At 45.1% G+C, this 16,713-nt stretch carries 21 protein-coding genes; 7 read left to right on the top strand and 14 right to left on the bottom strand.

What is annotated here, in order from left to right; translation table 11 throughout:
* Positions 1–421: 421 nt before the first annotated feature.
* The 5 genes from NDI35_RS20205 to NDI35_RS20185 all read right to left on the bottom strand — a co-directional run bounded on the left by NDI35_RS20205 (position 422) and on the right by NDI35_RS20185 (position 4,353).
* Entirely contained in the window at positions 422–1,276 is an 855-nt protein-coding gene (locus tag NDI35_RS20205) for a DUF1822 family protein (RefSeq protein WP_445314287.1), read from the bottom strand.
* Complete coding sequence (locus NDI35_RS20200) at positions 1,276–2,232, bottom strand: hypothetical protein (RefSeq protein ID WP_445314286.1); 957 nt, start codon at positions 2,230–2,232, stop codon at positions 1,276–1,278. Before NDI35_RS20200 ends, NDI35_RS20205 begins: the two co-directional genes overlap by 1 nt.
* Before the next feature lie 293 nt (positions 2,233–2,525).
* Positions 2,526–2,735, bottom strand: coding sequence for a CsbD family protein (locus tag NDI35_RS20195; protein WP_190661281.1), 210 nt, complete (start codon positions 2,733–2,735; stop codon positions 2,526–2,528).
* Positions 2,736–2,935: 200 nt separating this feature from the next.
* Positions 2,936–3,763 (bottom strand): PHP domain-containing protein, encoded by an 828-nt coding sequence (locus NDI35_RS20190; RefSeq protein ID WP_039886987.1) that lies wholly within the window; start codon positions 3,761–3,763, stop codon positions 2,936–2,938.
* A gap of 308 nt (positions 3,764–4,071) precedes the next feature.
* Positions 4,072–4,353, bottom strand: a complete 282-nt coding sequence (locus NDI35_RS20185; protein ID WP_445314285.1) for a hypothetical protein — start codon at positions 4,351–4,353, stop codon at positions 4,072–4,074.
* Between the two features lie 97 nt (positions 4,354–4,450).
* On the opposite strand from NDI35_RS20185, the gene NDI35_RS20180 reads away from it, so the two are divergent.
* Positions 4,451–4,648, top strand: a complete 198-nt coding sequence (locus NDI35_RS20180; protein WP_445314284.1) for a hypothetical protein — start codon at positions 4,451–4,453, stop codon at positions 4,646–4,648.
* 176 nt (positions 4,649–4,824) lie between these two features.
* Entirely contained in the window at positions 4,825–5,151 is a 327-nt protein-coding gene (locus tag NDI35_RS20175) for a hypothetical protein (protein WP_445314283.1), read from the top strand.
* Between the two features lie 145 nt (positions 5,152–5,296).
* On the opposite strand, the gene NDI35_RS20170 is transcribed toward NDI35_RS20175, so the two are convergent.
* A complete protein-coding gene (locus NDI35_RS20170; RefSeq protein WP_445314282.1) occupies positions 5,297–5,764 on the bottom strand; it encodes a tetratricopeptide repeat protein in 468 nt (155 codons plus the stop codon).
* 55 nt (positions 5,765–5,819) lie between these two features.
* Here NDI35_RS20170 and NDI35_RS20165 point away from each other — a divergent pair, with 55 nt between their 5' ends.
* Both NDI35_RS20165 and NDI35_RS20160 read left to right on the top strand, forming a co-directional pair.
* Positions 5,820–6,440: a histidine phosphatase family protein gene (locus NDI35_RS20165; RefSeq protein WP_445314281.1), complete on the top strand. Its 621-nt coding sequence runs from the start codon at positions 5,820–5,822 to the stop codon at positions 6,438–6,440.
* 46 nt (positions 6,441–6,486) lie between these two features.
* Complete coding sequence (locus NDI35_RS20160; protein ID WP_445314280.1) at positions 6,487–6,858, top strand: VOC family protein; 372 nt, start codon at positions 6,487–6,489, stop codon at positions 6,856–6,858.
* A gap of 179 nt (positions 6,859–7,037) precedes the next feature.
* Here NDI35_RS20160 and NDI35_RS20155 read toward each other — a convergent pair whose 3' ends face one another.
* Both NDI35_RS20155 and NDI35_RS20150 read right to left on the bottom strand, forming a co-directional pair.
* Positions 7,038–7,328: a hypothetical protein gene (locus tag NDI35_RS20155; RefSeq protein ID WP_190661269.1), complete on the bottom strand. Its 291-nt coding sequence runs from the start codon at positions 7,326–7,328 to the stop codon at positions 7,038–7,040.
* Between the two features lie 42 nt (positions 7,329–7,370).
* On the bottom strand, positions 7,371–8,042 hold the full coding sequence (locus NDI35_RS20150; protein ID WP_445314279.1) for a phosphoribosyltransferase: 672 nt from the start codon (positions 8,040–8,042) through the stop codon (positions 7,371–7,373).
* A 193-nt stretch (positions 8,043–8,235) separates the two neighbouring features.
* On the opposite strand from NDI35_RS20150, the gene NDI35_RS20145 reads away from it, so the two are divergent.
* Together NDI35_RS20145 and NDI35_RS20140 are read left to right on the top strand one after the other, a co-directional pair.
* Complete coding sequence (locus NDI35_RS20145; RefSeq protein ID WP_445314278.1) at positions 8,236–8,913, top strand: uracil-DNA glycosylase; 678 nt, start codon at positions 8,236–8,238, stop codon at positions 8,911–8,913.
* A 384-nt stretch (positions 8,914–9,297) separates the two neighbouring features.
* Positions 9,298–9,744, top strand: a complete 447-nt coding sequence (locus NDI35_RS20140; RefSeq protein ID WP_445314277.1) for a hypothetical protein — start codon at positions 9,298–9,300, stop codon at positions 9,742–9,744.
* 442 nt (positions 9,745–10,186) lie between these two features.
* Here NDI35_RS20140 and NDI35_RS20135 read toward each other — a convergent pair whose 3' ends face one another.
* From NDI35_RS20135 to tyrS, 3 genes are read right to left on the bottom strand one after another with little or no spacing between them, the layout of a single operon-like run.
* On the bottom strand, positions 10,187–10,786 hold the full coding sequence (locus NDI35_RS20135; protein WP_445314276.1) for a hypothetical protein: 600 nt from the start codon (positions 10,784–10,786) through the stop codon (positions 10,187–10,189).
* A gap of 37 nt (positions 10,787–10,823) precedes the next feature.
* Positions 10,824–11,534, bottom strand: a complete 711-nt coding sequence (gene pyrF / locus NDI35_RS20130) for an orotidine-5'-phosphate decarboxylase (protein ID WP_445314275.1) — start codon at positions 11,532–11,534, stop codon at positions 10,824–10,826.
* 39 nt (positions 11,535–11,573) lie between these two features.
* Positions 11,574–12,806, bottom strand: coding sequence for a tyrosine--tRNA ligase (tyrS, locus tag NDI35_RS20125; RefSeq protein WP_445314291.1), 1,233 nt, complete (start codon positions 12,804–12,806; stop codon positions 11,574–11,576).
* Between the two features lie 307 nt (positions 12,807–13,113).
* On the opposite strand from tyrS, the gene NDI35_RS20120 reads away from it, so the two are divergent.
* Positions 13,114–15,033, top strand: coding sequence for a transglycosylase domain-containing protein (locus tag NDI35_RS20120; protein WP_445314274.1), 1,920 nt, complete (start codon positions 13,114–13,116; stop codon positions 15,031–15,033).
* A 24-nt stretch (positions 15,034–15,057) separates the two neighbouring features.
* Here the strand turns inward: NDI35_RS20120 and NDI35_RS20115 are convergent, their stop codons facing one another.
* From NDI35_RS20115 to lepB, 3 genes are all read right to left on the bottom strand, one after another.
* Positions 15,058–15,213 (bottom strand): hypothetical protein, encoded by a 156-nt coding sequence (locus NDI35_RS20115; protein ID WP_445314273.1) that lies wholly within the window; start codon positions 15,211–15,213, stop codon positions 15,058–15,060.
* 53 nt (positions 15,214–15,266) lie between these two features.
* Positions 15,267–15,590 carry a DUF1825 family protein gene (locus tag NDI35_RS20110; RefSeq protein WP_190661255.1) on the bottom strand — a complete coding sequence of 108 codons (324 nt, stop codon included), beginning with the start codon at positions 15,588–15,590 and terminating at the stop codon, positions 15,267–15,269.
* A 210-nt stretch (positions 15,591–15,800) separates the two neighbouring features.
* Positions 15,801–16,394 (bottom strand): signal peptidase I, encoded by a 594-nt coding sequence (lepB, locus tag NDI35_RS20105; RefSeq protein WP_445314272.1) that lies wholly within the window; start codon positions 16,392–16,394, stop codon positions 15,801–15,803.
* Between the last annotated feature and the right edge of the window lie 319 nt (positions 16,395–16,713).

Below are 16,713 nucleotides of genomic sequence, written 5' to 3'. Positions count from 1 at the left end.
CCATTTCATCTATTATCCCGGCTACTATTCCCAAGTGGTCTAAATTTACGATATTTATCCCCGATAATGGCTGGTTCATGATTTTTAGAGTTGCTTTACTGCAGAAATCTATTCTACACTAAAAACTCCCAAACGATTGCCGTGCAATCGTTTGGGAGTTTTGTGTTCCCGAATTTATCTTCCTTTCCTTCTGCTTGAATATCTGCGGAATGTGGGTTGTAATGAATTTTAGGGTTGAGTTGTGGGGGCCCATAAACCGGGTTTGATGGACGAAAATATTTCGTTTCAACCCGCAGATGTGGCCAAAAACCCGGTTTCTTCAGTCGGTGGGAACTCAGAAACCGGGTTTGATGGACGAAAATATTTCGTTTCAACCCGCAGATGTGGTCAAAAACCCGGTTTCTTCAGTCGATGGGAACCCCTACAAGTCATCATCATCTCCCCAAATCTCAGCTAACTTTTCCAACAAATCTTCAGCAATCAAATTCAGTTCGGCTTTCACATCCTCCTCAATATCTGAAGCTTTCTCCACAGGTGAAGATTTATCACGATAGAAAGATATATCTCTCTTTCCCAAACCTCCACTGCTAGAACCACTTCCCGCTAAAGCCTTCCCTCCTTCATATCCCCAGTCAGATTTCTCACTACTGTGCAAAACTTTATTCAAAATTGCCACTATTTCAGAAATAGATTTGTTTTGCAATTTTTCCCGAACTTGTGCTTGTACCGGGTCATTTTCTTCCAAATCAGATAACAACTCTTCAATTTCATTTTGCACTAGCGGAATTGCCAACTCAATCCGATCCAAATACTCCCACAATTCCTCAACTGGTTTGAGATTAGTTAGAGAAATCTCTTCTGTTTCATCCAGAATTTCCACAGCCGGAATAAAGCCCAAAAGTTTCACCTTATCGAAAGGTTCGGCAAACTGAACGACGATATATGCAATGCGATTTTCCCGCACTTCCGGCAGAGAAATCGCCCATTCTCCGAGCTGAACGGGACAGCATTCTATCTTGCCAATTCCCGGCAAAACCAAATCGCCCACATCCACAAGCGTCCGCACTACTGGATTCCAACTATCACCGCCATCAATATCGGTTTCCATTTCCATCCATTCCAAGAAATAGTTAACCGCCCAAACGGCCAGGGTATTGAAATAAACCCGCTTGCCTTTTTGCGGATTAGCTTGCTCTGAAGCAAATTGCAGAGCCAAATTGCGGGCAGTTTGCTCCAGAGGAATTTCTAACAAATAAGTATCTATGCTATTCACCATTATTCCTCGGGTTGATATCCAAACTTAAGTGCAATCTCTTTGACGAGAGCCAAACCTGTTCTTTTCCAGTGAGAGTTGAGAGTTTGATAGTCAATGTTTAACTCTCTGGCAATTTTAGACAATTTATCTGGAGGGTCTTGCAACAGCAATCGCAGTGCGAGTACGTGAGAATTGGCATCCGGTCGAGGGCGGCGATTTTCGGGATTATTTGGCTTCTTCTTATCTATTTTTTCATTGGGATAACTGTTTCGCAGTTCTCCCGTCGGATCGTCTTCAATACACTGCCATAGTTGGCGGCCGATGCGCTGCTTATTTTGAGCTTGTTCTCTCTCGATGAGTTGCTCAATTCCATTTTTCGTGGTATGGTCTATCGGTTCTTGAGCCTCAAATTTTTCACCTCGCTTGCTCGTAATCGGAGCATCAAAACTAACACTAAAAATCTGTTGCTGCATCCGGCGATATTGCTCATAGACTTTGTTCTTGAGAGTTTTATTGAACCGCTGAACCACTCGGGTTCGCAACACATCACCAGCGAGATTGTCGAGGTCAATTCCCCTCAAAAATGCCGAAAGCGTTTTGAGAAAACCGCAATAAGCTTCCTGCATCATTTCCTCTAAATCAATATTAGGATAAGGATGCTTGCGAATTCCGGGCAAATGGGGAATGAGTTGGCACAATTGATTTTTGAGTCTTTCTTGTTCCTTACTACCCTCTTGCGAGTCTTTCAAGAGTTGTAGAAGTTGGCGTAACTGTTCGTCGGTGTTCACAGGGACGTTCGGATGACATCGAGATAATTCGATTATCCCAGGGACAATAGCGCTGTAACGTGCCAGCAATAACAAAGTCAAGGAAATCGGTTTGAGTTCCCAACCCGTGGGTGGAAGCAACAAGTTGAAACTTGCCCCTACAGGAACTAAACCTGCTAAGGGTTCGACGGGGGTATAATGTCTCGTCATAGTCCAGTTTTTGCGTGTTGATACTCTGATATCGCAGGTTTTGGTGGCTTTATGCAGAATTGAGCAAAAATTTTTCGTAAAGGCAATGCAATAAGGACTGAAGTCCTTACTGCGAAATTAATCCGGTGTAAAATTAACAATCATAGGGACTTCTCCATTGCGCTTTTGAAGAGATGTAGCAGGAGTCACCCAGTTTTATGCACATTCAAAAAATAAATCATATCAAACCCTTGATAGCAAAGGATTTGATATGAAGCGAATTCTATTCGCCAGGATTTGGTATAACGCAGTTTCTACAATTTGTCGATCGACCTTTTGGCTTTATCTGCCAGATTTCTCACCGCATTTTTAGCATCTTCTGCTGCGTGGCGGGCGGCGGCTTCGGCTTGTTTGGCTTTGCCTTCAACCTGGTCTTTTCTGTTGCCGGTGATATTACCGAAAATTTCCTGAGCTTTGCCTTCTAAATTTTTGCCGATCGCCTTTGCTCTGTCTTCTGCACTCATAATAAGCTCCGTTTGGCAAGTTGCTTTAGTAACATTGTAAAATCAACTCCCCTGCAATTGCCTTTAACTTCATATTAATTTATATTCCGCTTGACCTCGGTCTTCTTCTGATGACTTACTGCGTGCAAATCCCTCCCTCAAAAAGCGAAGGATTCCTTTTTTTTACAAATGTATACGTCAGCAATATTCGTCCTAAAAAACTATTTCAAACTCGCCGCAGCAACTTTAATCGGTTCTAGCAATTCTAACGGCAAATGCAGCATATTCAATTGGGTGCTATCTGCTGCTTTCCTTTCCGGATCTGGGCCGTGATAATCGCTGCCACCAGTTGCCAGCAAACCGTAATGAAGGCACAAATCTTTCAACTTTTGGATTTGGCTGGAACTGTGGCTGGGATGGTATACTTCAACTCCCATTAAACCAGCATCTACTAATTCTTTTAAGACTTCCTCAACAGCGCCGCCGCGAAATAAATAAGGGTGAGCCCAAACTGGTACTGCACCACAACTTTTCAGTAAATCAATGCCTTCGACGATCGAGAATTTCTCGTAATGCACATAAGCCGGGCCGTCATCTCCCAGCCAGCGATCGAATGCTTCCCGCGATGATTTGGCGTGACCGGCTTTTACAAGTGCAGAGGCAATGTGAGGCCTTCCCGGTGCCATTCCTGGGGATGTTTTTGGCAGTTCGATCGCGTATCCCATTGCTGCTAATTTTTCGACCATTTCCTGCGATCGGCGAAACCTTCCTTCCAGGCGATCGTTCAAAGGAACGCGCAACTTATTTGCATCGGGATAAAAACCTAAAATGTGCAGCGATCGGCCGTTGTGAACCGTGCTGAGTTCGAGTCCGGGGACTATTTCGATACCGTGCAAAGCAGCAGCGGCGAAGGCTTCATCCCAACCCGACATCGTATCGTGATCGGTGACGGCCAAGGCCCGAACCCCCGAGGACGCGGCGGCGGCTACGAGTTCGGCAGGGGTGAGAGTGCCGTCGGAATAAGTAGTGTGACAGTGGAGTTCTAGCATTTTTTTCGGTAAGTCAAAGTCTGTGAAACCTGCAATTATTCCCCTCACTCATGTGAGATATCGTCATGGGATTTTAGATTTTAGATTTTAGATTGGAAATTAGTGATGCTATAAGGGTTGGGAGTTGGTCTACTGTTGCACTTTTTTTCGGAACAGGTTTCACTGCCCGCAACATTTTTTTTTATTTTTATCGTTATTTGTAATAACTTGTTGCGCCTTTAAGTGGTACATTTATGTTTATTCAAACTCTGGATGAGATGGGTATTCAGCCCGCCTTGTCTGTTGAATTTGGATGCAGAACAGCTTAGCTATTTCTTGATTTCTCGCATTGGGTGAAGGACACCCTCTGGCAATTTGGTAGGAATCGGCGATATTTCAATACTTTGTATGTTGTGAACTGGGATAACTACCAGTTTATCTGCCAATTCGAGAATTATCGGGTCTGCTGTCAACATTTTGTGCAGGCGAGTGCCTAAAGTTGCTTGCTCTCCTACTGTTCCCTCTGGCGCAATGAACTGGAAGTGTTGCTGTTTGCCGTTGGTATAGTGGATTGTCAGATCGATAATTCTTTCTTGGTTGGTTGCTTGCATAATTTTTTTTCCCTAACAGTCGATCGGGACTTGGCAAATTTAACAATAAATCAAAACTGGCGATCGCACCACGATTGGAAAGCTCGTTGCAAAGCTTTTGACCAAACCAGGCTGTCGGTACGAAAGTCCGCTTACTGCTAATTTTATCACAAAAACTGTACTGAAAGTTGCCAACTTACCCAGTATAGAATTGCCAGTTGCACTGTCTTCGCTCCCAATGCCCGACATCCTTCGCCAGCAATATCTGGTCGATCGGGCTTTCTTCTATGCCAGTTGGCAAAGTGGCTCAATTTAGCCTCTCTAGCGACTTGACTCAAAGCGGTCTCAAGTCATACAGCAGAGGCATTTGAGCGCTTTGGGTGTCAAGGTTTTTGGAGGTGGGAACTGTGGAGGTTAGGATAGTGGCATTCTGCTGTCACTAATGTAGAGGATTTTTTTATAAATTAATAACATAACATTCAGGTACAGCTTATGAAATCCACACTTTGTTTCCCCGAAACTTCTATTGAATATAACACCCTTGCTGTTAACAATAATACTATTGACTCTTGTATCCTTGCAGCTTGGATTGATTTAGTAGGAGGAGATTTTGATAATTTGGGAGGAGATGATTGGCTTCCCTTGTGCGGCGACATTGATGACGGCGAAATTTACCGGGAATGGTTTTTGTGGCAAGACAGCGAAGTGACTCAAGAGTGGGAAGCTTACGATCCCATTACTAATTATCGAGTTGTGGCACCTAGCCGAGAAATGATGATTGCTAAAATCGACCAAATAGAAGATTCCAGAACAATTTAGTTGAACTGGAGAAGGTTAAATCTTGATTTTCAACTTTAATAAAACTTCTGTAAACAAACCCGGTTTCTCACAACCACAAAGAAACCGGGTTTTTCAGACCACAACTCTAGGTTTGGGTTGAGTTCCACTGACCGAACATAATAATTTATGTCGCTACTGCTTTTTGTTTTTCTCGTTCTAATTTGCGCTGCTTCAAGGCGGCCAGATTTTGCTTAATTGTGTCGATCGCAAATCCAGCTTCCTGCTGTTGGTATAATTCGCTGGCACGGATCAAATCTGCAACAGCCTCGTCATCCGATCGCAAATTTGCAAAAGCCAAGGCGCGATTGTGGTAAGCTTCTGCCAAAGTTGAAACTTGTTCTACAGCGCTGGTAAATTTATCTTTGGCTTTGCGGTACTTTCCCGACTGATAAGCCTCAATTCCTTGTTGAAAATAAACGGAAGCTTTACTGCCGCTGTCGGTATCGGGAAATTCTGGGTAAGTTAAAATTGGTTCTTTAAAGAGTACAGAAATGCTGCCCTTGCCGAAGTAAGCCCAAGTCATTGTTCCAAACCCAATCCCCAGCACCAGGGCAATAATGACAGACAGAGCAATAAAATTGGTGAGTTCCATAGAGCAATATTTGTTGTATTATAATATGATAAGTTAATTCCTAACTTCTGCAACAATGGCTGCACGGATTTACCTTAACTGGAAATGGTTTTTCCGGTCGCTAGCTTTAGTATTGTCGATCGGCTTAATTACTGCAACTGCAAGTTCTGACGCAGCAACCAACGCGCAAACTCAAGCAGGGTGGCAATTGTTGCAGCGGGGTGAGACGGGGTTGGTGGTAGCAATGCGACACGCGATCGCCCCAGGTACGGGAGATCCTGCTAACTTTAAGTTGGGTGACTGTTCCACCCTGCGCAATTTATCAGTACAGGGAAGAACTCAAGCCAAGCAAATTGGAGCCGAATTTCGCAGCCGCAACATCAAAGTGGCCAGAGTTTTATCGAGTCAGTGGTGTAGGTGTTTGGAAACAGCAAAACTGATAAATATAGGCAAAGTTGAACCGTTCCCAGCGCTGAACTCGTTCTTTAGCGACAGCAGCACAGAAGCCAGACAAACAGCGACAATCCGCAAATTAATTGTTGACAACCGCAACACTAAAGGCGCGGTTATTATGGTAACTCATCAAGTAAATATTACCGCTATCACTGATATTGTACCGCAAAGCGGCGAAGCTGTGATTCTCAAAAGCGATCGACAAGGTAAAATCCAAATGGTCGGACGAATTGGAGGATTTTAAAGAGATAGAAAGTTATAATATTATCAATTACCCATTCCCAATTTATATGAGTTTCCAATACAGCACCGCCCTAGTGACTTTAGCAGACCTTGATAAGGAAGTTCTTGTTAAATTTTACACAAAATTTCTCGACATAGAACCAAACCCTTACATTCCCAATACTTATGCTGAATTTCAACTCCCCGGCTTAAGACTCGGCATATTCAAACCCAAAGATTCCCACAAATCAGAATTTGCAAATCGAGCAAAAACAGGCATGAGTCTGTGTTTGGAAGTCAGCGATATCGAAAATGCGATCGCCCGAATTTGGGCTTTAGGTTATCCGCCCAGTGGAGAAATTATCAAAGCTTCTCACGGTCTAGAAATCTATGCCTTCGATCCTGCCGGCAACCGCATAATTTTACATCAATCTAATTAGAATGTAGGATGATGGCTAATGATTTGTGAACTCTCGATCTTCCTTCGCGTCTTCGCGGTTCGTTCAAAAAAACATCTAGTTCACAACCCGCTGAGGATTGCTTTAGAAGTTATGCAATTGCTTGACCGCCTTCGCAATCACATTGTCAAACCCGCCTCTACAACTCAAAACGCCTTTAACTACCTAATCAGTTCAGCAAAACTATAAAAACTGATGATTAATAACAGCAACGCTGTCAGATGAGTTAGCTGAAATTGAGGCCGTGGGCCAATGGATTCCCGCACCAAAATAGAAAAAGACGAACCAATTATATAACTCAGAGACAGGGTTAAATACTGCCACTGCAATGTTACACTCCACAGCCCGAGCAAAATCATCGCCAAAGTCAACATTACCAACTCAACAAAGCGAGGCGGATTGTGCTGAGTAGACAGAATCAAAGTGTCCAACCAATATTGCCAAGGTCTCATGTGTTAGCGATCGAGCTTTTAGATTTAGCCTTCTAGCTTAACCTACGATCGCCATTCAGTTTGTTGCTGCAAACACCTTAAAGCCTCCGCCGTCTCAACCTGCTGAAATTGCCCATAAAAGCGACTGACACTGTAAAAAGGGTGAGGAGTCTCCAGAACGATCAACTTATCGCCCATTTGGGCCAAAAATCCCATCAAATCTGCCGGGGCGACAGGCGCGCAAATCCACAAAGCCAGCGGTTGCTGCGACTCCAAAGCCTTAGCCGCCACAGCCATCGTCATCCCCGTAGCAATGCCGTCATCTACCAAAATCGCCAAAGCCCCAGCCGCGCTGATATTTGGGCGTCCAGGAGACAAATCTGCCAGCAGAGATTGAGCATTATTTTGAGCCAGGGGCAGGGCTGATTTTTGCAAGCGTAAATTGTGCTGCTTTTGCTTTTCCCAGAGGACATGACCGTCAGCAGTTGCAGCCCCGATCGCCAATTCTAAATTATCTGGGCGAGTAATTTTCTTGGCAACAACCACATCCAAAGGACAGCCCAAGCGACGCGCAATCGGCACAGCAACGGGCAAACCACCGCGCGGCAAGGCGTAAACAATCGGTTTCACCGCCTTCTGTGTCATTAAACTCAACTTGCCGAACTCGTCCACAACTGCCTCGGCCAGTTTTTCGCCTGCATCGGCGCGATCGTCAAAAAACGGGTTAGAGAACATATTTTTGCCTGTACGAGCTCAACCAAACAATTGGAGATTGTGCCAGTGTTAATTGGAGATTGTAGGCGCGAGCGTAGCTATCCGGTAGGGAATCGACAGCATCACATACAAGCTTCTAGCCAATCTCAAATCACCAAACCCGATCTAAACTATAAACTCTAGACTCGAAAATATCTCCCTAATTGTAAAATTTATGTCCAGCGACTTGCAACTGAGCCTTTTTGACAACAATCAAAGTGCCACTTTCCAAACAGACTCAATACCAGCAAATGCCAACATTCCCATTCCTCCCGGCACTTATCAAAATATGGAACAAATCGGCGATCACTGCAACCGCTGTCACCGCTGCGAATTAGGCAATACGCGCACTCACGCCGTCATCGGGCGCGGCAATCCTCAAGCCTCAATTTTGATTGTGGGAGAAGCGCCCGGACAAAACGAAGATGAAACCGGATTGCCCTTCGTCGGGCGATCGGGCAAACTGTTAGATAAGATTTTAGAATCAGTGGGATTGAGTGCAGAAACCGACGTATTCATTGCCAACGTTATCAAATGTCGCCCTCCCAACAACCGCCCTCCGACAGCCAAAGAAATCGAAGCTTGCAAACCTTACTTGCTCGAACAAATCCGAATCTTAGACCCCAAAATTATTTTATTAACTGGTGCAACCGCCCTCAAAGGTTTGCTAAGCGACAAGCGCCCCATCAGTAAAATCAGAGGTCAATGGATTGAATGGGAAAATCGTTTGTGTATGCCGATTTTTCACCCGTCGTACTTGCTGCGAAATCCCTCCCGCGAACCGGAGACTCCGAAATGGTATATGTGGCAAGATATGCAAGCTATCAAGGCTAAATTGGATGAATTAAAATAGCAATTGTAATATTTTTTTGTTTGTGCTTTGTATGGGCGGTTTTCACGAACAATAATTGCCTAAAACAGATAATCTCGTAAACCCGCCCCCACGGTAAATCCCTCAACCGAAACTTCGTGGATTTTCTGATACCTCTGTCAGGAACAGGCAAGATGCCTGTTCCACAATAATATTATTTTCTGTCAGGAACAGGCAAGATGCCTGTTCCACAATAAACAATATTTCATGTGGGGAGTAGGGGTTGGGCGTCTCGCCCGCCCGCAAGATGGGGATCGTGTCATTTTTGCGATGAGTATAAATCCTGGTGAACCGCACCATGACTTTTTTGCCCAGCATCAGTATAATAGGGAATAATTATCATCTCTTCCCACTTGATATATAATCATGAAAAACTTTATTGAAGCTATTGGTGGACTAATAGGACTCCTAGGTTTTTTGAAAGGCATTCTTGAGTTCATAGAACTCAATAGGATACGTAGATATGAGAAGTTTCATGAGATGAGCAAAAGATTCGATGAGAACGAGTCAATCCAGAAAGTCTGTGAGCTTTTACATGATAGCTCTAGCAGCATATCAGTCACAAAACAGGAAAAAGAGGTATTTATCTGCTTTTTGGAAGAGATTTACTTTATGATTATGTCTGGTATAATGAAAAAGGAAATTGCACTGTACACATTTGGCTATTATGCAAGAGAAGCAATGCAAAACCAAAGATTTTGGCACGGTCTGGATAGTGAGGAAGAGTATTACACAGTATTCCATAAATTCTATCGAATGGTCTCTATCTTTGAGCCAAGCAAACTCGGAGTCAAGGAAACGCTGAAATACTGAGCACCATGAAGATAAATTCTTAGGTCACAATGTACTTTTGACGGGTTATCCTTTGATTTAGAGTTGAGTATTTCCTAATTTAGAAGGTCAAACATCTTCGGAATTTCTAACTTATCTATTTCCACGTCGTGATTTATTAACAGCGGACATTATACTAGATATTATAAAAAAAGGTGTTATTAAAAAAATAGGTACAAGTAATGACACAGGTATAAGTCCTGCAACCATCGGCACTCCAACCCCAGGGTTAGAACTAACAAAAGACATGAAGCCGCTCCAATCCAGACTGTTAATTAGACCCCAACCAACAACCAACCGCAAGATGCCTGTTCCACAATAAAATTATTTTCTGTCAGGAATAGGCAAGATGCCTGTTCCACAATAAAAATTATTTTATGTGGGGAGTAGGGGTTGGGCGTCTCGCCCGCCCAAAAAATACAATTTAGTTGCGAGACAACTTATTTTTTGCCTGACAATCGCGCAACCACAAACGAATAGCCTCAGCAATTTCGCTTTTCTCCCCCTCTGGCCGCAACAACGGACGAACATCCGTCGCAGTACCAAACCGAGAAACAATTTTTGCCAATTCCCACCCGTTCTCCGTTTTAGTGAAAAATAACCAATGATATTGCTCAATTTCGACTGGTTTTCCCCCGCGATACTGCCGTTCCAAAGTAGTAATAAAAACTTGAGTAGCATTTTCAGGAAGTGCATCCCCAGAATTTAAAGGTAACGGTTCAAACTCCGGGCGACCGGCTAAAATTATTTGCGGCAGCGCGTAACCGGGCGGTGTGTTAGTGTTAGGAGAAAAGTGCGATCGCACAATTACCCGATTAGCATAACTCGGCAAATCTTGCAACAGGCGATAGACCAAAGTTTCTAAATCAGCGGGACAGGGCGATCGCGCTAACAAACCATACCGACTTGCATTAATACTGTTAGTATGATTGGTCATAAAATTAACTGCCAAAGTCGGAGTTGCAACCGCAAATATCAGCAGATAAACGCAGATGAACCCAGATAAAATTCCATTGGCGTTCATCGGCTTTTATCTGGGGTAAAAAACAACATTTCTATTGTTACTCCAACTCTTCACAAATACGGCTAAAAGCCGCCGCCGGATCGGGCGCAGCAGTAATCGGGCGCCCAATCACCAGATAATCGGCACCAGCTTTAAAGGCGGCCTTTGGAGTCATCGATCGTTTTTGATCGCCCCCATCGGCCCATTTCGGACGCACACCGGGACAAACTAATAGAAAATCATCCCCGCAACTCATCCGCAACTGTTCCACCTCTTGCGGAGAACAAACAGCACCAGCTAAACCCGTTTCCTTAGCCAACAATGCCATGTGCAAAGCAAATTCTGGCAACTCCAAAGGTATTTTCAACTCAAAAGCCAACTGTCGCGAATTCAAACTCGTCAAGAGAGTAATTGCAATCAACTTAGGACTCGGTTTATCCACAGCCGCCGCCCCTTCAGTCAAAGCCAACTGTGCCGCTTTCAAAGCATCTTTACCACACGTAGAATGGATCGTCAATAAATCCACATTGTACTTAGCAGCCGCACGACAAGCACCAGCCACAGTATTCGGGATATCGTGAAACTTCAAATCGAGAAAAATCCGCTTTTCCCGCTGTTTTAAAATTTCCAAAATCCCCGGCCCGGAACTCACAAACAGTTCCAAACCCACTTTCCAGAAAGATACTTGCGGGAGTTTGTCAAGAAGTGCGATCGCCTCTTCTTGACTCGAAACATCCAAAGCAACAATAATTCGATTATCAGCGTTCATCAGCGTTCATCAGCCTTCATCTGCGGTTAAAAAAGAGATTCAAGACACCAATCGCACAAACTTATTCTTCCCAACCTGCAAAACCTTACCGCATAAATCAGCCGGTGATTCAAAAGTAAGATTAACATCAGAAACTTTATCGCCCTCCAACTTTACCCCGCCGCCCTGCATCAACTTCCTGGCATCACCGCTGCTTTTACAAAGCCCGCTAGCACTCAGAATATAAAACAACTTAGCCGGAAACTGCACACTTGCCAAAGAAAACTCCGGCACTGCATCAGCTTGTCCAGCAGCACCTTTAACCAGCGCCATTGCATCTTGTTGTGCGCGATCCGCCGCTTCCGAACCGCGATACTGGCGCACCACATCCACAGCCAAAAGTTTCTGTTTTTCTCGCGGATTTTCTGGCAATTCATCAAGTGGCAAATCTGTCAATAGTTCAAAATATTGGGCGATCGAACTATCAGCAATTTTCTCCAACTTAGAATACATCGTCAGCGGGTCTTCCGACAAACCTACATAATTTCCCAAAGATTTCGACATCTTTTGTACCCCGTCAGTCCCGATCAAAATCGGCATCAGCAAACCAAACTGCGGTTTCATCCCAAAATGCCGCTGCAAATCTCTCCCCACCGCAATATTAAACTTTTGGTCGGTTCCCCCCAACTCAACATCAGCTTCCAAAGCCACCGAATCGTAACCCTGCATTAGCGGATACAGAAACTCATGCAGATAAATCGCATTTTCCTGCTGCATCCGATTATCAAATCCCTCTTTAGCAAGCATCTGCTGCACCGTCATCGTCCTCAGCAGTTCCAAAATCTTCGCCAAGTCCAATTTCGACAACCACTCGGAGTTATAGCGAATTTCCAAACGTCCGGGTGTGTCAAAATCTAGAATCGGACGCACTTGGTCTAAATAAGTCTTGGCATTTTCCGCCACTTGTTCGGCCGTCAACTGGCTTCGCATCTCCGATTTCCCTGTCGGATCGCCAATTCTTGCGGTAAAATCTCCGATCAGCAGTACGGCTGTGTGACCGGCATCTTGAAAAGCCCGCAGCTTGCGGACGCAAATGCTGTGTCCCAAGTGAATGTCACTCCCTGTCGGGTCAATTCCGAGTTTGACGCGCAAAGGTCGATCGACTTTTGCCAGCAGTTGGGCTAAATTTTCGTCAGGGTTGCTAGAATCAGGTCGATCTGGAAAAATCTCGCTGACGCCGCGGTAAAGCGCTGAAAGGTTAGGAGTTATCATCGGGGAGCGATCGTCCATCATATTTTGCCAAAGTGCAGCAGAATTAGTTACACTCACTGGTTGACGCATAAAAACATAACTATCACGCTACTATAATCCCAAAGCTGACCGGCTTTCATTAGCTGACCCCGCCCAAAAACGGATACCAGCCCCCGACAACAGTCGTGGAGATCCCCAAATTTTAGACTATTGTTCAAACTCCCAGATTCATCTGTGGAATAAATCTAAAATCTAAAATCTAAAATCTAAAATCGACTGACAGTCTCTAGGGTTCGCATCTAAAATTAAAAGTCTTAAAGCCCAAATCGAGTGAGGAAGTGAAATCCACGTGTCAACCAACGCAGTCCGCAATAACACGGAAAACTCAGCCCCCGTATTCGAGTTTGTTCAGTCAGTCAGTAAAGTGACCGCCGGAACCATACTCAGCATGACAATGCTTGCCAGTTCCGTAGTCGCTGGTGGACTGGTTGGCTTAGCGATCAGCTTCCGTAATTTGCCAGATGTTCGGATCTTGCAAACCTACTCTCCCACAGAAACTACCCACATTTACGACATCAACGGCAAGCCGCTAGCCAGCATCCACGACGAAGCCAACCGGGATGTCGTACCCCTTGACCAAATCTCCCCCAACCTAAAACGAGCTGTTCTGGCGATCGAAGATAGCAACTTCTTCACCCACAAAGGCATCAACCCCGGCGGGATAGCCCGAGCTCTGATGGTCAACCTAGAGAAAGGTAGAACCGTTGAAGGTGGCTCGACTATGACTATGCAGCTAGTCAAGAACCTGTTTCTCTCTCCCCAGTCAAAATTTAGTCGCAAGGTAGCTGAAGCGGTAATGTCTATCCGCTTGGAGCAAATTCTCAACAAAGACCAAATTCTGCAACTATACCTGAATCAAATCTACTTAGGTCACAACTTGTACGGCGTAGAGACAGCCTCTCGAAGCTATTTCAACAAGTCAGCAAGTAATTTGACTCTTTCAGAAGCAGCGATGCTGGCCGGCTTAATTTCTGCTCCCGAAGAATACAGTCCTTTCGTCAATTACAAGTTGGCAAAAGAGCGGCAAACCCTCGTTTTAAACCGCATGAAGGAGCTCAAATGGATTACGCCGGCCCAAGAGACTGCTGCCCGCCAGGAAAAAATTAAGCTAGGCAAAATTACCTCTTTTGGTGGCTCTCAAGTTCCTTACGTAACACAAGCCGTAGTCCAGGAACTGACGAGGCGTTTTGGGCGAGATGCCGTGGTTAAGGGAGGAATGCGCGTTCAAACCACCATCGACCTCAAAATGCAGCGCATAGCCGAAGAAACCGTCAAAGCGTGGCACAATCGACTTTACTACCAAGGGCTGTTTTACGATCGCCAGGAAGGTCAAATTGCCCTAGCCGCCGTCGATCCCCGCACCCACTTCGTCAAAGCAATGGTTGGCGGCGTCGATTACGAAAAGAGTCAGTTCAACCGCGCCATTCAAGCACGCCGTCAGCCCGGATCTTCTTTTAAGCCTTTTATCTACTACGCTGCCTTTGCTAGCGGCAAATACAGCCCCGATTCAGTGGTATATGACTCCCCTGTCGGCTACCGCGACGGCGACGGCTACTACTACCCTCAAAACTACGGCGGCGGCTTCTCCGGTGCCGTCAGCATCCGCAGAGCTTTGGAAGTATCTCTCAACATTCCCGCCGTCAAGCTTGGCCAAGAAGTCGGATTGAATAAAGTGATTGAGATTTGTCGCGTGCTCGGCATCAGAAGTCCGATGGAACCGGTGATTTCTTTGCCCTTGGGTGCCGTTGACCTCACTCCTTTAGAAATGGCCGGAGCTTTTGCTACCTTCGCGAACAACGGCTGGCATTCTGACACCACGTTTATCGTGCAAGTCACTGACAGCAGTGGCAACGTCTTGCTCGACAATACGCCCAAACCCAAATTAGTTCTCAATTCCTGGGCGGCGGCATCTGTCAACAGCGCCCTGCAAGGCGTAATTAGCAGCGGAACGGCAAGGGCTGCCCAACTTGGGCGACCGGCTGCTGGGAAAACTGGTACAACTTCCTCAGAACGGGATATCTGGTTTGTGGGTTACGTGCCGCAGTTGTCGGTGGCTGTTTGGATGGGCAACGACAATTACAGACCGATGAGCTACGGTGCTACTGGGGGTACTATTGTCGCCCCTGTTTGGCGCGATTTTATGAGCCAAGCTTTGCAGGGAGTTCCCGCAGAAAGTTTCAAACCTGCTTCATCTTTTGAGCGGCCTTAACTATCAGTCATTTGTCATTAATCATTAGGGATTAGGCATTGGGCATTGGGTATTGGGCATTAGGCATTGGGCATTGGGCATTGGGAATACTTTCTTTTTCTTCCTTCTTCCTTCTTCCTTCTTCCTTCTTCCTTCTTCCTTCTTCCTTCTTCCTTCTTCCTTCTTCCTTCTTCCTGACATCCGTTACATCCGTTACAGAATCCGTTGCCGAACTTCCTTCTTCCTTCTGCTCACTAGGATTGTTTTTCCAGCTCAGATTTCATCCGCTCCAGCGTTGAGTTCATTTGATCAAACATCTGCTGGGGCGTGATGCCAAATTGATTGAGCTGTGTTTTTAACTGCTCTACAGTCATCTGAGCCATGAAGTCCTCCGACAGCTCAAAGCGCTTCATAAAAATACGGTAGCGCTCCATCATTGATTCCATCTGAGCGATGAACATTTTCTTGCCTTCGCGATCAAATTTGCCGTAATTGCCACCTAGTTTGATGAGAGATTGATAGTCTTCAAACAATAGCTTGGCTTCTTGCTGAACAATTTCTGAATCAAAAAATCCCATAGCTTTCCTAATTTTTTAATATTCAACTAATTTTGATCTAGGCGAGAAATCCCGCTGCTTTTTGTACCATTTTATCAGTTGCCGGAGGAAGTCCCTACCCCTCAAGGTACAAGAATTAGTAGAAATTTCCGTACAGGAGAGGCATCGGGCATGGGGCATCGGGCTTGCGATGACAACAGTCAACAGTCAACTGTCAACAGTCAACTGACTTCAAACTTCCCCGATGCGTTCTAGAGGCCAAAACCGCACTACAGCGCGGCCGATGATGTTCTGCTTAGGTAAAAATCCCCACCTGCTAGAGTCGTTGCTGTTGTTGCGGTTGTCTCCCATCACAAAGTATTCATTTTCTGGGACGCGATAAGGCCCCCACTGGTATTTAGGAGGTTCGGCAATATATTTTTCGACCAGGGGTTTGTCGTTGAGATAAACTAAACCTTTTTTAACGGCGACGGTTTGACCCGGTAAGCCAATTACCCGCTTGATGAATGCTTGGTCTTGAGTAAAGCCTTGTTCTTGCAACTTTTCGGGCGGGGCAAATACTACGATGTCCCCAGTTTTGGGAGGTTCGAGGTAGTAGGAGATTTTTTCGACTACGACCCGATCGCCCACGTGCAAAGTGGGTACCATAGAATCTGAGGGTATGTAGCGCGGTTCGGCGACCAAGGCTCGAATCACTATTGCTAAACTCAAAGCAATAATCACTATCTGAAGATTTTCTCGCTGTGACTTCCACGCTTTCTGCCACCAGGTTTCAGGCGGATTTTCTGCTACTTCTGTACCCAATTTATTTTTTTCAGATGTCATGAAAGTCCTCGCTAAATAGTTTCCACTAATTATGTGATTAAGCTCGCTCAGCATTTAAATTGCATCTCAAGAAATAATCAAACCATGAGCGAGCTGGGCAAGCGAACTCGCCCAAAATATACAATTTAAATGCTGTCCAGCTTACCATTGAAGTATGTCGCTGTTAATTACTAGACTTGAAGAGCAGGCCTTTGTAAACTATCTTGAAAGGCATCTGCGTTGCATCTACGGTTTCCCTATCAATCAAAGATTTATGCAATAAGTCTACTCTTGATATTAACTCATAAAAAAGGCAGAGAATTTAAATTCTCTACCTTTT

Origin of the sequence: Microcoleus vaginatus FACHB-2002 (assembly GCF_040004035.1) — a bacterium.
GTDB classification, from domain to species: domain Bacteria; phylum Cyanobacteriota; class Cyanobacteriia; order Cyanobacteriales; family Microcoleaceae; genus Microcoleus; species Microcoleus vaginatus_C.
This window is presented reverse-complemented; position numbering and strand designations above follow the sequence as displayed.

Coding starts and splice junctions, on each gene's coding strand:
- NDI35_RS20205 (WP_445314287.1), bottom strand. CDS start 1,276: ATGGTGAATAGCATAGATACTTATTTGTTAGAAATTCCTCTGGAGCAA.
- NDI35_RS20195 (WP_190661281.1), bottom strand. CDS start 2,735: ATGAGTGCAGAAGACAGAGCAAAGGCGATCGGCAAAAATTTAGAAGGC.
- NDI35_RS20115 (WP_445314273.1), bottom strand. CDS start 15,213: ATGTCAGGAAGAAGGAAGAAGGAAGAAGGAAGAAGGAAGAAGGAAGAA.
- NDI35_RS20185 (WP_445314285.1), bottom strand. CDS start 4,353: ATGCAAGCAACCAACCAAGAAAGAATTATCGATCTGACAATCCACTAT.
- NDI35_RS20175 (WP_445314283.1), top strand. CDS start 4,825: ATGAAATCCACACTTTGTTTCCCCGAAACTTCTATTGAATATAACACC.
- NDI35_RS20135 (WP_445314276.1), bottom strand. CDS start 10,786: ATGAACGCCAATGGAATTTTATCTGGGTTCATCTGCGTTTATCTGCTG.
- NDI35_RS20190 (WP_039886987.1), bottom strand. CDS start 3,763: ATGCTAGAACTCCACTGTCACACTACTTATTCCGACGGCACTCTCACC.
- NDI35_RS20170 (WP_445314282.1), bottom strand. CDS start 5,764: ATGGAACTCACCAATTTTATTGCTCTGTCTGTCATTATTGCCCTGGTG.
- NDI35_RS20140 (WP_445314277.1), top strand. CDS start 9,298: ATGAAAAACTTTATTGAAGCTATTGGTGGACTAATAGGACTCCTAGGT.
- NDI35_RS20165 (WP_445314281.1), top strand. CDS start 5,820: ATGGCTGCACGGATTTACCTTAACTGGAAATGGTTTTTCCGGTCGCTA.
- NDI35_RS20145 (WP_445314278.1), top strand. CDS start 8,236: ATGTCCAGCGACTTGCAACTGAGCCTTTTTGACAACAATCAAAGTGCC.
- NDI35_RS20155 (WP_190661269.1), bottom strand. CDS start 7,328: ATGAGACCTTGGCAATATTGGTTGGACACTTTGATTCTGTCTACTCAG.
- NDI35_RS20150 (WP_445314279.1), bottom strand. CDS start 8,042: ATGTTCTCTAACCCGTTTTTTGACGATCGCGCCGATGCAGGCGAAAAA.
- NDI35_RS20160 (WP_445314280.1), top strand. CDS start 6,487: ATGAGTTTCCAATACAGCACCGCCCTAGTGACTTTAGCAGACCTTGAT.
- tyrS (WP_445314291.1), bottom strand. CDS start 12,806: ATGATGGACGATCGCTCCCCGATGATAACTCCTAACCTTTCAGCGCTT.
- pyrF (WP_445314275.1), bottom strand. CDS start 11,534: ATGAACGCTGATAATCGAATTATTGTTGCTTTGGATGTTTCGAGTCAA.
- lepB (WP_445314272.1), bottom strand. CDS start 16,394: ATGACATCTGAAAAAAATAAATTGGGTACAGAAGTAGCAGAAAATCCG.
- NDI35_RS20200 (WP_445314286.1), bottom strand. CDS start 2,232: ATGACGAGACATTATACCCCCGTCGAACCCTTAGCAGGTTTAGTTCCT.
- NDI35_RS20110 (WP_190661255.1), bottom strand. CDS start 15,590: ATGGGATTTTTTGATTCAGAAATTGTTCAGCAAGAAGCCAAGCTATTG.